This window comes from Paenibacillus sp. FSL R5-0378 (assembly GCF_038009285.1).
GTDB lineage: Bacteria > Bacillota > Bacilli > Paenibacillales > Paenibacillaceae > Paenibacillus_AQ > Paenibacillus_AQ favisporus.
In genome coordinates, this window is the sequence record NZ_JBBPAY010000001.1 from 5290432 (window position 1) to 5304005 (window position 13574).

Annotated in this window: 15 protein-coding genes; 3 read left to right on the forward strand and 12 right to left on the reverse strand. The window is 51.8% G+C overall.

Annotation, left to right across the window (positions count from 1 at the left end; genetic code table 11):
* The 3 genes from MKY74_RS24430 to pdhA are packed head-to-tail and all read right to left on the reverse strand — an operon-like array spanning position 1 to position 3455.
* The gene (locus MKY74_RS24430; protein WP_076171336.1) at positions 1 to 1320 is read right to left on the reverse strand and encodes a dihydrolipoamide acetyltransferase family protein; all 1320 of its coding nucleotides are present in this window, start codon (positions 1318 to 1320) and stop codon (positions 1 to 3) included.
* A gap of 32 nt (positions 1321 to 1352) precedes the next feature.
* Positions 1353 to 2333: an alpha-ketoacid dehydrogenase subunit beta gene (locus tag MKY74_RS24435; RefSeq protein ID WP_076171334.1), complete on the reverse strand. Its 981-nt coding sequence runs from the start codon at positions 2331 to 2333 to the stop codon at positions 1353 to 1355.
* A 54-nt stretch (positions 2334 to 2387) separates the two neighbouring features.
* A complete protein-coding gene (gene pdhA / locus MKY74_RS24440; protein ID WP_076171332.1) occupies positions 2388 to 3455 on the reverse strand; it encodes a pyruvate dehydrogenase (acetyl-transferring) E1 component subunit alpha in 1068 nt (355 codons plus the stop codon).
* A gap of 259 nt (positions 3456 to 3714) precedes the next feature.
* Between pdhA and MKY74_RS24445 the strand changes: the two genes are divergently transcribed.
* Positions 3715 to 4446 (forward strand): alpha/beta hydrolase, encoded by a 732-nt coding sequence (locus MKY74_RS24445; protein ID WP_076171330.1) that lies wholly within the window; start codon positions 3715 to 3717, stop codon positions 4444 to 4446.
* A 195-nt stretch (positions 4447 to 4641) separates the two neighbouring features.
* Here MKY74_RS24445 and MKY74_RS24450 read toward each other — a convergent pair whose 3' ends face one another.
* Together MKY74_RS24450 and MKY74_RS24455 are read right to left on the reverse strand one after the other, a co-directional pair.
* Positions 4642 to 5106, reverse strand: a complete 465-nt coding sequence (locus tag MKY74_RS24450; RefSeq protein WP_076171328.1) for a low molecular weight protein-tyrosine-phosphatase — start codon at positions 5104 to 5106, stop codon at positions 4642 to 4644.
* A gap of 21 nt (positions 5107 to 5127) precedes the next feature.
* Positions 5128 to 5781: a trimeric intracellular cation channel family protein gene (locus tag MKY74_RS24455; RefSeq protein WP_076171771.1), complete on the reverse strand. Its 654-nt coding sequence runs from the start codon at positions 5779 to 5781 to the stop codon at positions 5128 to 5130.
* Positions 5782 to 5959: 178 nt separating this feature from the next.
* Here MKY74_RS24455 and MKY74_RS24460 point away from each other — a divergent pair, with 178 nt between their 5' ends.
* On the forward strand, positions 5960 to 6601 hold the full coding sequence (locus MKY74_RS24460) for a thiamine diphosphokinase (protein ID WP_076171326.1): 642 nt from the start codon (positions 5960 to 5962) through the stop codon (positions 6599 to 6601).
* A gap of 276 nt (positions 6602 to 6877) precedes the next feature.
* The gene (locus MKY74_RS24465) at positions 6878 to 7396 is read left to right on the forward strand and encodes a C40 family peptidase (RefSeq protein ID WP_076171324.1); all 519 of its coding nucleotides are present in this window, start codon (positions 6878 to 6880) and stop codon (positions 7394 to 7396) included.
* Positions 7397 to 7439: 43 nt separating this feature from the next.
* Here MKY74_RS24465 and MKY74_RS24470 read toward each other — a convergent pair whose 3' ends face one another.
* The 7 genes from MKY74_RS24470 to MKY74_RS24500 all read right to left on the reverse strand — a co-directional run bounded on the left by MKY74_RS24470 (position 7440) and on the right by MKY74_RS24500 (position 13564).
* A complete protein-coding gene (locus MKY74_RS24470; RefSeq protein WP_076171322.1) occupies positions 7440 to 8129 on the reverse strand; it encodes a response regulator transcription factor in 690 nt (229 codons plus the stop codon).
* Between the two features lie 147 nt (positions 8130 to 8276).
* Positions 8277 to 9308 carry a thiazole biosynthesis adenylyltransferase ThiF gene (locus tag MKY74_RS24475; RefSeq protein ID WP_076171320.1) on the reverse strand — a complete coding sequence of 344 codons (1032 nt, stop codon included), beginning with the start codon at positions 9306 to 9308 and terminating at the stop codon, positions 8277 to 8279.
* A 102-nt stretch (positions 9309 to 9410) separates the two neighbouring features.
* Positions 9411 to 10964: an ABC-F family ATP-binding cassette domain-containing protein gene (locus MKY74_RS24480; RefSeq protein ID WP_076171317.1), complete on the reverse strand. Its 1554-nt coding sequence runs from the start codon at positions 10962 to 10964 to the stop codon at positions 9411 to 9413.
* A gap of 148 nt (positions 10965 to 11112) precedes the next feature.
* Positions 11113 to 12105: a hypothetical protein gene (locus MKY74_RS24485; protein ID WP_076171313.1), complete on the reverse strand. Its 993-nt coding sequence runs from the start codon at positions 12103 to 12105 to the stop codon at positions 11113 to 11115.
* Positions 12092 to 12646 carry a hypothetical protein gene (locus tag MKY74_RS24490; RefSeq protein ID WP_076171311.1) on the reverse strand — a complete coding sequence of 185 codons (555 nt, stop codon included), beginning with the start codon at positions 12644 to 12646 and terminating at the stop codon, positions 12092 to 12094. The genes MKY74_RS24485 and MKY74_RS24490 overlap by 14 nt, the downstream gene beginning before the upstream one ends.
* Positions 12639 to 13052 carry a hypothetical protein gene (locus MKY74_RS24495; protein WP_076171308.1) on the reverse strand — a complete coding sequence of 138 codons (414 nt, stop codon included), beginning with the start codon at positions 13050 to 13052 and terminating at the stop codon, positions 12639 to 12641. Before MKY74_RS24495 ends, MKY74_RS24490 begins: the two co-directional genes overlap by 8 nt.
* Before the next feature lie 29 nt (positions 13053 to 13081).
* Positions 13082 to 13564 carry an ABC transporter permease gene (locus tag MKY74_RS24500; RefSeq protein WP_076171305.1) on the reverse strand — a complete coding sequence of 161 codons (483 nt, stop codon included), beginning with the start codon at positions 13562 to 13564 and terminating at the stop codon, positions 13082 to 13084.
* Positions 13565 to 13574 lie beyond the last annotated feature (10 nt).

Here is a 13574-nt window from a genome sequence, read left to right on the forward strand (position 1 = left end):
TTACACCTCCATAACCAGCAGCTCAGGGTTGCTGAGCAGTGATTTAATATAGTTCATAAAGTTTTGGGCTGTAGCACCATCGATGATGCGGTGGTCAAAGCTCAGGGACAGGGCCATAACTGGAGCTGCCACGATTTCGCCGTTCTTCACGACAGGTTTTTCGGTAATGCGTCCGGTACCCAGGATCGCCACTTCAGGGAAGTTGATGATCGGAGTAAAGAACATGCCGCCGGCGGAACCGATATTGGTGATGGAGATCGTGCTGCCTTTCATTTCTGCCGGAGCCAGTTTGCCGTCACGGCCGCGTGCCGCGAGGTCGCGGATCGCGTCAGCGATCATCCAGATACTCTTACGGTCGGCATCTTTGATGACCGGTACGATCAGACCGTTATCCGTATCGGTTGCGATACCGATGTTGTAGTACTTCTTGTAGACGATTTCGTTGTTTTCTTCGTCGATCGTCGCGTTCAAAGCAGGGAATTGACGGCTGGCCGCCACAAGCGCTTTGACGATGAACGGCAGATAAGTGACCTTCGTGCCTTTCTTCTCGGCGATCGGTTTCATGCGGGTGCGGAATGCCACCAGCTCGGTTACGTCCACTTCGTCCATGATCGTAACGTGCGGAGCTGTATAAGCCGATTTCACCATGGCGTTAGCGATCGCTTTACGGATTCCTTTGAACGGTACGCGCTCTTCTTCAGCACGCGGATCCGCAGCTGCTGCTGCCGCTGCAGGTGCTGCTGCCTTCTCATCAGCCTTAGCTGCTGCAGGTGCTGCCGCTTGACCGCCGCCGTTCTTGAAGGCTTCGACGTCTTCTTTAGTCACTTTACCGTTGTTGCCCGTTCCGCTCACTTGCGTGATGTCAACGCCTTGCTCACGCGCAAACTTGCGCACGCTTGGCGTAGCCAGCACTTCTTTGTTCGGAGCTGCAGGAGCCGGAGCTTGGTCAGCGCCGCCTTCTTTGGCATCAGCAGGGCTGCTTGCTGCAGGGGAAGAAGTTGTATCCGCGCTGCCTTTTGCTGCGTCTGCTTCTTGGGCGCCGTGATCGCCGGCAGGAGCTTCCTGCTCAGGCACTTCGCCTTCCGCATCGATAATGGCGACTACTTCGCCCACACGGCACACCTGTCCGTCCTTCGTGAATACTTCCTGTACTGTGCCGTTCACCGGACAAGGCACTTCTACAACCGCCTTGTCGTTCTGCACTTCCATAATGATGTCGTCGTCTGTTACTTTATCGCCGGGCTTGATATGCATTTTGATAATTTCGCCTTCATGCAAGCCCTCTCCCAGTTCGGGGAACCGATATTCAAATTTTGCCACGTTACTACCTCCCTATTGAATGACTGCGATTCTTAGAATTCCATGACTTTGTTGACTGCAGCGATGACTCGAGCCGGTGTAGGAAGCCATGTATCTTCGATTTGGGCAAAAGGATATACCGTGTCAGGTCCAGCTACGCGCAGTACCGGAGCTTCCAGGTGAAGAATCGCTTTTTCGTTGATTTGAGCAATGACCTCAGCCGCTACGCCGGAAGTTTTTTGCGCTTCCTGCACGACGATGGCACGGTTAGTTTTCTTGATCGATGCAACGATCGTATCGATATCCAAAGGATTCAGCGTACGCAGGTCGATGATTTCGGCTTTGATGCCTTTTGTTTTCTCAAGCTCTTCCGCTGCTTTCGTAGCGGTATGAACCATCATGCCGTAGGCGATGATCGTCACGTCGGAACCTTCGCGGACCACGTTAGCCTTACCCAGCTCAACGACGTAGTCCTCTTCAGGAACTTCGGCGCGGAACGCGTGGTACAGGTTCAAGTGCTCCATGAAGAACACCGGATCGTTGTCGCGGATCGCCGCAATCATGAGGCCTTTGGCGTCGTAAGGGTTCGACGGCACTACCACTTTAATACCCGGTGTTTGAACGGCCAAACCTTCCAGGGAATCGGTGTGAAGCTCAGCCGCTTTAACCCCGCCGCCAAACGGTGTGCGGAATACGATCGGCGCGTTGTAGCGTCCGCCGGAACGGAAACGCATGCGGGCTGCCTGTACAAACATTTGGTCGAGCGCTTCAAAGATAAAGCCGACAAACTGGATTTCGGCTACCGGACGGAAGCCTTGGATACCGAGGCCTACAGCCAGGCCGCCGATCGCGGATTCAGCCAGAGGCGTGTCAAAGACGCGTTCCTCTCCGAATTCTTTTTGCAACCCTTCCGTCGCACGGAATACGCCGCCGACATTACCTACGTCCTCACCAAACACAATCACGTTCGGGTCACGCTTGAGTTCCACGCGCAGCGCATCGCGGATTGCTTCCTTCATATTCATTTGTGCCATTGCTTCATTTCCTCCTTAAACATTCGTTAAACTACGCAAAACGGATCAAACGATTTATTGGAAATCGGCCTTTTGTTCTTCCAAATGTTTCGGTGTTTGTTCGAACATGCTGTCGATCAGGCCGGGAACGGTCATTTTTTGCGTCTGTTCCGCTTTTTTGATCTCTTCGTTTACTTTCGCTTTGGCTTCCTCTTTCACGCGGGCTGTGTCTTCTTCCGACCACAGGCCTTTCTTCTCCAGGTACTTGCCAAGGCGCGTAATCGGATCCTTCGCGTTCCATTCGCCTTCTTCGTCCTTCGTGCGGTATTTGGTTGCATCGTCGGACAAGGAGTGCGGACGGTACCGGTAAGTTACACCTTCGATCAAAGTTGCACCTTCGCCGTTACGCGCGAGCTCAGCAGCTTCTTGAACAGCACTAATAACGGCAAGCACGTCCATACCGTCGACTTTTACGCCGCGGATACCGGCTGCAACCGCTTTGTGTGCGATCGACAAGGCTGCCGTTTGTTTTGCGAAAGGAGTCGTAATGGCGTAGCCGTTGTTTTGTACGAAGAAAATGACAGGAAGTTTGAAGCGTCCGGCATAGTTCAGGCCTTCGTAGAAGTCGCCCTCGGAAGATCCGCCGTCACCTGTGTACGTAATGACCACTTGCTTCTGCTTCTTCAGCTTGTAGCCCATGGCAATACCCATCGCGTGCAAAATTTGCGCACCGATAATAATTTGTGGCATCAAGACGTTAACGCCCTCAGGAATGCGGCCGCCTTCTTGATGTCCGCGGGAGTACAGGAATGCTTGGTATAGCGGAAGTCCGTGCCATACGATCTGCGGCATGTCGCGGTAGCCCGGGCAAATAAAGTCATCTTTCTCCAGCGCGAATTCACTGCCGACCATCGTCGCTTCCTGACCGGAAACCGGTGCGTAAAAGCCGAGACGGCCCTGACGTCCAAGGTTAACAGCACGGTCATCCCAAGTACGTGTAAATACCATACGGTACATAATTTCTTTTAACTGATCATCAGTAAGTTTAGGCATTTTCGCTTCATTAACAATTTCACCGTCCGGAGAAAGCACGGAAAGCGCTTCGACTTCCTCGGTGTACACTTCATAAGGAACCTTGCTCATTCTCTTCACCTCAACAAAAAAATTTGAATATCAAGTTCCGCTGTTATAGAATTATTATACACCTGTTTTATTCGTTTCGTCAAAGCTATTGCGGATTAAATTTCAAAATATTTGCGCTTTGTATGTATAACAGGCGAATGTATTTTGTATAACAGACAGAAAGCTTTGACTGGAACAGGTACAAAATCGGCAAACATGGGTTATAGTAACTTATTGTTTTCCCGATTGCAAAAATTAACCGCACGAAAGGTGATCATGAATGACGGATTCAAAATACTTGAAACGAACCATTCACAAGGAACAACTGGAGAGCCGCTTTTTGAACGAAAGCCGTAACCTGCGCGTGTATCTCCCGCCTGGCTACCACGAGGTCGTCAGCTATCCGGTCGTCTACTGCCAGGATGGCGAGGAATTTTTTAATTTCGGCCGGATCGCGACCATCGCCAATCAGCTGATTCTGGACGATCTCGCCGAACCCTTCATCGTCGTAGGCGTCGAGGTCGACACCTCCGTGCGAACCGAAGAATATGCGCCGTTCGGAAGCCGGTTCGAGGCCTACACCCGGTGCTTTGCCGAAGAAATTATTCCCTTCATCGAGCAAAAATATCCCGTGCGGCAAGACCCCGGGCAGCGCGTACTGGCCGGCGACTCGCTGGGAGGATGCGTTTCGCTCCACCTGGCTATGAACTATCCGGAGATGTTCCACCGGATTATCAGCTTGTCCGGCGCTTACTATACGGACACCCAGGAAATCGTAGCCGAAAGCGACGACTTGTCCTGGCTCGATGTCTACATGATCGTCGGCCTGCAGGAAACCCATTTCGAGAGCGACCTTGGAGTCTACAACTTCGTCGAGATTAACCGAAGCATGAAAGAACTGCTGTTGGACCGCGGTGCAACCGTTCGGTATACCGAGAAAGACGGCAAGCATATTTGGGGCTTCTGGCAAAAAGAACTGCCGGATGCACTGCTCTATTTTCTTCGCGCCTGACCCATTACCCTCTATTGAACAGCACAAAGGTGAACATGTTCCGGTATGAATGCTAATGCAGCAGCCACAGCTCAGCCGACGTTCACCTTTTTTATCCCCGCAAGTGGTTACGCTTTCAATTCCAGCCTGAAAAAACGGCAGTGCGCCTGCCGCTTTCCTTTTTGATCATAGCCTCGTTCGGGCGTGTCTTTTCTATTATAGCTTTTCTTGGCATATTTTGTCCAAAAGTACCTGGCAGCCCGCGTCCATCAATTCGTAAACCAGCTCGAAATTCCCCGTATAATAAGGGTCCGGCACTTCGCGAAGCTCATGATCCGGCAGCAGGTCCATAAACTTCAGGACGGTCGCCTGTTCTCCCCCCGGAAGCTTGCGCAGGTTCGCCGCGTTGCTGTCATCCATGCAGACGATGTAGTCGAAAGTTTCGAAATCGCTGCTCGCGACCTGCCTCGCCTTCATTCCCGCATAACTGATCTTGTACTGATCCAGCATCCGCCGGGTTCCTTCATGCGGAATCTTGCCGAGGTGCCAGTCTCCCGTGCCGGCGGAATCCACGCTGATCTTCCCTTCCAGCCCTGCCTCTCCCACTTTATGTCTCAGGATCGCCTCAGCCATCGGTGAGCGGCAAATGTTGCCCAAACAAACAAATAAAACGGAAATCATGTCAGTCTCGTCCTCCTAGCTTTATGCTGATTCCTTGTGCCGTTCGTCGCGGATGACGGGCTGTAGGGCAGATGGCTGCAGCGAACGCCGCGGGAGCTTCCATTTATAGAAAACAGACAGCATCCGGAACACCACCACCGCCGCAAACAAAACGATCACTTCCAGTGTAGTCTGGATCCAATGCAGTCCGATGGCTACCCCGGCCAGCATCGCCCACACGGCATATATTTCATCTCGAAGCACAAGCGGCTTCCTTCCGGCGAGCAGGTCCCGGATAATTCCTCCCCCAATGCCTGTCAACACGGCGGCAACAACGACCGCGCTGAGCGGATGATGCATGTTGGCTGCATACAATGCGCCTTGGATCGCGAAGGCTGACAATCCCACCGCATCCAGCAGCGCCTCCGCCCTTTTCCAGTGCCTGATCCAGTTTACAGGCAGCAGGAAAGCGACGATCACCGCCACGATCGCCAATTTGATCAGCAGTCCCTGGCTCCAGAGCGTCGTCACCGGCACACCGATCAGCACATTGCGGATGACCCCGCCGCCGAAGGCAGTCACCAGGCCGAGAACCAGGATTCCCAAAATGTCGTACTCTTCCTCCATGGCTACGAGCGCACCGGACATGGCGAAAGCGATGGTGCCGATCATGCTGAATAGTTCAAAAACGTGCATGTCCACTTTATTTCTGACCTCTCCCTAACATATGCTGTCATCCATTGTAGCCGCTGCCGGCCGAATTGTGCAACCATCTATTCTGATTTATACTAGAATAACTTCCAAGCCCTTTCGATAAACAGCGAATTAAAGGGCTTGCCAAGAGCCGTCAATGCGACAATCGGAGGTAAATAGGATGGAACAGAAACGGGTATTGATCTTTTCCGGAGGCGATCTGCACAAGCAGTACTTGAAGGAAATCAGGCCTTCCGACTTTTTGATCGGTGCCGACCGGGGAGCGTTATTTTTAATAGAAAACAATTATAAGCCTGATCTGGCTGTAGGCGATTTTGACTCCATATCTCCGGCCGATTTGCAAAAGGTTAGGAGCGGCAGCAAGCAGCTCATTGATTGCGATCCCATCGACAAGGATTTGACCGATACGGAGCTTGCGCTGGACCTTGCTATCAAAGAACAGCCGGATATCATTCTGCTGATGGGAGTGACAGGATCGAGGCTCGACCACACGTTAGCCAATATCCAGATGATGAACCGGGTATTGCAGCACCACATCTCCTGCGCCCTGCTGGATCGTAACAATTATATGACACTCACCGGCTCTTCCATTGAGGTCCAGGACAGAGGGTACAAGTATGTTTCTCTGCTGCCTATGACCCCCGAAGTGACCGGAATTACATTAACAGGATTCCAATACCCCTTGGATAACGCCACGCTTAAAATGGGAGAATCCCTCGGCATCAGCAACCAATTAACCGGTTCCCAAGGCACAATTACCGTGGAAGGCGGACTCCTGCTTGTCATCCAAAGCAATGATTAAGAAAGCCGCAGCTTTGGTTTGACAACAATTTTGTAACCGAAATGAAAATTGCAAAAAACAATGAAAACCCTTGATACATCAAGGGTTTTTTATTTGCTTCAAAGGTGGGTATATGTATTTCTTAATTTTTTGTAACTTTTAATCGTTTTTTAATAAAAGCCCATTTCTCTTACAGCCCCAACGTTTTGTTACACCACATCCATAATTTAGGCTGTTACAAAGCTGTTATACTCGGAGACGAGCCTGAAAGAAAACGAAATTTGGAGGTATTACAACATGAACAAACAAATGATCCAAAAATTAGTAACCGTAGGGTTATGTGCATCTATAGGATTTGGTGGAATGATCGCAACGACCGCACAGGTAACGGAAGCCTCTGCAGCTAACACTCAAGTTGCAACGACATCGACAACGACTGGTCAAAAAGTCGTAAATTACGGTAAACAATATATGGGTACTCCATACAAGTTCGGCGCTTCGACCAGCACAACAAGAAATTTTGACTGCTCTTCTTTTATGAAGCATATCTTTAAGAAGTACGGCGTAAACTTGCCGCGTACTTCTGTGGCGCAATCCAAAGTCGGAAAAGCCGTATCGAAAGCAAACCTGAAGCCCGGAGATCTCGTATTCTTCTCCAGCGGCAGCAGAGCCAACGGACATAACGTAACTCACGTGGCGGTGTATGCCGGCAACGGTAAAATTCTGCACACGTACGGTTCTCCCGGCGTAACGATTTCCAATCTGAACTCCGGCAACTGGAAGAGAACTTATCTGAAAGCACGCCGCGTACTGTAGGTTATAATACAAATCAACGTGGAAGGCTGGTAGTCCTGTAGGACTATTGGCCTTCTTTTATTATATAACCCACTCCGCGCACGGTGTGAATCAGTTTTTGCTTAAATCCGCGGTCAACCTTTTTCCTCAAATGCCGGATATATACATCCACGACATTGGTCACCATATGAAATTCGAATTCCCATACATACTTCAAGATGTCCTCACGGCTGCACACTTGGTTGACGTGCCTGGCCAGATACAGCAGCAGGTCATATTCTTTTGCGGTCAGTTCAATAGGGATTCCACCGCGCGTTACCGTCCGGCTCTTGGGTTCGATGTCCAGGTCGGCAATGGTGACCGTCTGTCCGTACTGCTCTTCGATCAGCCCGAACAGCGACAGTAAATTGCGGATCCGGGCCAGCAGTTCGTCGGTGTCGGCAGGCTTTTTCAGCACGTCGTTTGCGCCTGCACGGAAAAGCCTGGACACAGGCAGGTCCATATCGGACGGCGTCAAAACGACGGCTGGGAACCGCCGGCCCTTCTGCTCACGCTGGACGGTGCGAATGAGCCGGGTTAAAGGCACAGCGGAGTCGGTCAAATCCATGAGCAGCAGGTCGACCGGATGGCTGCGCGCGTATTGAGCAGCTTCTTCTTCGTCCTCGGCAATATATATTTCGAACCGCTCTTCCAGAAGAGCGTCAACGACCTCACTTTCCCTCGCCAGCCCCATAGCCAGGATGCTTTCGTGCATGTCAGCCCACCGACTTTTTTAGTATTAATGACGTGCGGTCAGTACCGCTTGCTCCGGCGAGCACGCCGATTGCTTCCCTTTAGGGTGGCCACAAAATAAAAAACCATTCCGGAGTACGGAATGGCCTGAATTTGAAAATGATACCTTCTACCCAAAATACCGATGATACAGCGACCTGGCCTCGGGAATATCCTTGGTGCCGTGCACCAGCACCCTCCCGTCGGCAAAGATGACCATCCGCTTCGATTCCAATTGAAATGATACCAGAAAAGGGTTGGCGTCGACGATGCCCTCTCCGAGCTTGGACAGCCTGTCGGCCGTTTCCGCCAAATCGAGGAACCGCTTGCTTCCTGGACGGATTTGGACGGTGTCGCGCCCGCAGAGTACGTCGGTTTTCTCCAGATTCGAGGCTGACAGGTAGGGGTATGTCCGCTGATGACCACAGGTCGGGCAATCCTCCATTTTTGCATGGTCAACGCCGATTGTGATCCACTCGTTGCGCCATAGGTCAAAGGACACCAGTTTGTTCGATAGCGCCTCGGGATGCCCGCTTAATAGCTTCATAGCCTCCGCAGTCTGATGGGCCGTCACCATCTGTACAGCCTGTGGAATGATGCCCGCTGTGTCGCAGGTGTCTCCACCGAGCGGGACTGTGCCCAGCAAGCAGTTCAGACATGGCGTCTTGCCGGGAAGAATGGTGTAGGTGATGCCATAGCTGCCGACACAGCCCCCATATATCCAGGGAAGGTCATGCTTGTGAGCCAGATCGTTGATCAGGAGACGGGTATCGAAATTATCGGTACCGTCCATGATCAGATCCACTCCGCGGACCAGCTCCTCCAGCTCATCGACGCGCACATCCATAATGTGGCTGTCAATGACAATCTCCGAATTGATCGCCTCTAGGCGCTGCTTGGCCGCTACCGCCTTCGGCAGCCGCCGCCGGGCGTCTTCCTCGGAAAACAGCTGCTGCCGCTGAAGGTTGCTCCATTCCACGTAATCCCTGTCGGCGATCGTCAGATGCCCCACCCCGGAACGGGCCAGCGTCTCGACGATCGAAGTGCCAAGCGCCCCCGCGCCGATAATGAGAACGTGGCTGCCCGCCAGCCTCTGCTGGCCTTCCCTGCCCAAGGGGGCAAACCGCTCCTGCCGGGAGTAACGGTCTCCTGTATGTTGCATCGCTCATCGTTCCTTTCATAAAAAGCCGCAATCCCGAAGGAAAGCGGCTATCATATGCTTTTGGTTATTGTTTGTGGCGAGTGCTCGATATTTACAAGGCAGTTAAGCCCGCTGCGCGGACCACTCTTCCACGTTCCAAATTTTGGTGACCCAATCCTCATAAAAATCCGGTTCGTGGGAAACGAGCAGCACCGTCCCCTTAAATTCTTGAAGGGCGCGCTTCAGCTCGGCTTTGGCCACGACGTCAAGATGGTTTGTCGGTTCGTCAAAGAGGATCCAGTTCGCTTCACGCATCATCAGCTTGCACAGCCGCACCTTCGCCTGCTCGCCGCCGCTGAGCATATTGAGCGGACGCGTAATGTGTTCGTTCTTCAGGCCGCAGCGGGCCAAGTGAGCACGGACTTCGTGCTGGTTCAAAGACGAGAACTCATTCCATACGTCGTCAATCGGCGTGATGTTGCCGGGGCGGACCTCCTGCTCAAAGTACGCCGGATACAGAAAATCGCCAAGGTACGTTTTGCCGCTGATCGGCGGGATTTTACCCATGATCGTCTTCAGGAGCGTCGATTTGCCGACGCCGTTGCAGCCGACGATAGCGATTTTTTCCCCGCGTTCGATCGTCATGCTCATTTTGGGAAGCAGGGCGTGGGTATAACCGATCTCGAAATCGATCCCTTCAAACACCGTCTTGCCGCTGGCCCGTGCCTCTTTAAAGTTAAACACCGGCTTGGCCGCTTCTTCCGGACGATCGATCCGCTCGATGCGCTCCAGCTGCTTCTCCCGGCTCTTCGCCCGGCCGGAGGTCGAATAACGCGCCTTATTCCGCTGGATAAAGTCTTCCTGCTTCTTGATAAATTCCTGCTGCTTCTCATAGGCGTCGATATGCTGATTTTTTGAAATATCCGCCATCTCCAAAAACTTCTCGTAATTGGCCGAATACCGTGTCAGTTTAGCGAATTCCAGATGGTAAATGACATCGACGACCTGGTTCATGAACTCCGTATCGTGGGAGATCAAGATAAAGGCATGCGGATAATCCTTCAGATACTGGGTCAGCCACTCGATATGCTCCACGTCCAAATAGTTGGTTGGCTCGTCGAGAAGAAGAACGTTCGGTTTCTCGAGCAGCAGCTTGGCCAGCAGCACCTTGGTGCGCTGACCACCGCTGAGGGCGGCTACGTCCCTGTCCAGCCCAATCGCATTCAGGCCAAGACCGTTTGCCATCTCTTCCACTTTGACGTCGAGCATGTAGAAATCGCCGATATCCAGCTGTTCCTGAATATCGCCCATCTGCTCAAGCAGCAGCTCCAGCTCTTCGGGAGAAGCATCGGCCATTTTCTCGGTGATCTCCATCATCTCTTTTTCCAGCTCGAGCAGTGGCAGGAAGGCATCCTTAAGCACATCGCGGATCGTTTTGCCCGGCGTCAGCTTCGTATGCTGGTCTAGATAGCCGTAGCGGACCTTTGGCGTCCATTCCACCTTGCCGCTGTCCTTCAGCAGCTGCCCCGTCAAAATATTCATCAAGGTTGACTTTCCGACACCGTTGGCACCGACGAGACCTACATGTTCGCCGGCCAAGAGGCGGAAGGATACGTTTTTAAACAACGTGCGTTCCCCGAAATTGTGGGAGACGTTTTCGACTGTCAATAAGCTCATAGCTGCTTTTTGCGCTCCTATCTATGATAAAAATTCATTTTTAGCATCAAGTCATTGAAATGACATTCAAGACATCATTTTATCATAAGTAGGAGCCGGCCGTAAAACAGAAATCCACGAAATCATGGTTTCTTAATTGAAGAACCCATTACGGATCAAAAGCCCGTGTGCACGGTTTCTCAAAATAGCCGTTTGCAGCCGCTTCTTTGGGGCTCGTGAAGGTCTCCGCAGCGTCCAAATCATCGGCGCAGTCATCTCGGGAATAATAACGGATACCTGTTCGGTGATCCACCCCCGCCTTGATAACGTTGGACCTGACCAAACGTCCGCTGCCCAGCGCGTAATTGTTCAGTGCTTGCTCGCCAATAGGGATGCCTTGGATAAACGCCAAGATGCCGATATCGTCGATCGAGTTATTCCACTCCTCCTGCGAGATGAGCGGAAGCGTAAACAAGTACGATGCGCCGTTTCGGACTGCCTTTTCATTATGCCTGTTAATAACATTGGCCAGATCGTCCTCGATCGCCTGAACGATAGTCGTTCTTCTTACCTGCTCATACCTGATCCTATCTTGCAGCAAAGGAATGGACGAAGTCGGTCCGAGCTCCCTTTGAAGTCCCCGGATCCATGTGCCCGAGCCGGCTTGATAAGCTTCTACGACATTATCGAGCGTAAAATGGACCATATTGCCTGCCCGGTCGCTGTAACTATACGGCTTTTTCGGAAGCCATAGATGCTTGGCATAAGCCATGCCGTCAGCTCCCTTATATTCCTCCTCCGCATACACCCAGTATCCGTCGTAATCGATCACAACTACGGCCGGAATGTAACGGTCCAGCGCCTGCTGGGCAGCCGCATCCTCTTCGATCCCCAAATTGGCATACAGGGTATGGTAAAACGTATCAAGGGCCAGCTCCTTATCCGCTTTAAAAAATTTAGCCGAGCCGTAGCCTGACTCAAACTCCTGCCGCTCATTGACGTTCAGCATGCTCCCCGCGTCCTGAACGGCTGTTCTCAAGGCTGTAACGTACTTCAGCTCGGTAAAACGAACATTACGCTGATCCTGAACGTGGTAACCCATGATCAAAAAGACCGGAAAGAATATGACGATGAATACGAGGCAAAAATCAGTAATCTTCATTAAGTACCATGCCTCCGTACGGAAAAGCGATCACTGCGGCCTCACCGGTCAATGCCCCTGTCACGAAATCGAACATAACCGTTCCCGCCGTCCGGTTCACATTTTTGACCGTAACTTTAAAAAAGTCTCCGGCCGTGAGCTTGTAGATTCTCGATTCATCGTCTTTGGCAACCGTAGTGTTGGGAAATATATGATCCATAATGTCAGAGGTATAATATCCGTCATAAACGGTGCTGAACTTGTTTTGAAACGTACCCGGGTCAGCCGCGTCGATATATTCCGGATGATATTTCTTGTGAAGATGCTCCATCTGCACGTCGAACTCGTTGCCCGTCGCCTGAATTTCTTCCAGAAACTGCTCATACATCACCGGACTGATATAGCCCTTGTTCCTTACGGCATCCACGAACTGCGTCACTGCATTATAGACGACGATGCGGGCCAGGTCGTCCTGCCGCTGCGAAGCTTCCGCTGCCGGATAAATATACATGACGACCACAGCCAGCAGCACCGCCGCAAACTTCGAGATGGCGTTACTCATGGCTGGTCTTCTCCCTATTCTCCGACTTTGCAAAATGGATACCGGTCAGGACGCCGGAGCCGTCCCACTCATAAGCAACAGAGTACAGCGCGCCGATCCCGATCATTGAGAAATCAAACCCATCCTCCCACGGACCTCCGGGAACATTTGCACCGTCTACTGAAATCCGGACATCCGGATCGTTAAGCTCCATTATACTGAACACAACTTGAGAGCCGCTCACCCAATCCTCATGCGATGCTTCAAAAACGGGCTGTACGCTTCTCAACTGTCCCTGGGCGGCGCGCCCTACCCCGTTCACGGCACGGTTCAGTTCTCCGGTCAAGCCTAGAGCGAAGATGCAGGCGCTAATAAACAAAATGAAGGCTAAACTGACGGAAATCATGCTTTCTGCATGCTGATTCATAACCTAAGCCACTCCTTCACCGTCCCTGCCTACTGCTCAAATATAAGTCCCCGTACCACATTGGAGCTGTCCTTCACGATACTTGCCTTAAACTTTCCGCTTGGATTGACATACTCATTGCTCGACTCGTTGGCAGTTTCCGTCAAGTTTCCTACACGCTGCCCTGTATTGATCACCGAACCGTAATTGTCGCTCGCAATATCGGCGCTGATGTTGAGCTGATTGCCGTACCACTGACCCTGCCTGTTTTTGCCCGTTTTCACCAAAATGCCGAATTGGTCCTTATCCTTGAACTTTCGCAGTGCATTCGTCACCTGGGAACCGCTGATGCTTGTTCCGTCGTAAACCGTAAACGAAGCCTGGGACAGCTCGGTCTGAATGTCCGAGAAATTGTTTTGCGCGGTTTTTGTGGCTTCCTGCGCCGATATAAACAGAATGACGACAATCGTAATGAGGGCGATCGTCAGAAAAATGCCTGCGGCTACTTTTAATGCACTGGACGCGTTGTTCATAGGTTTACAT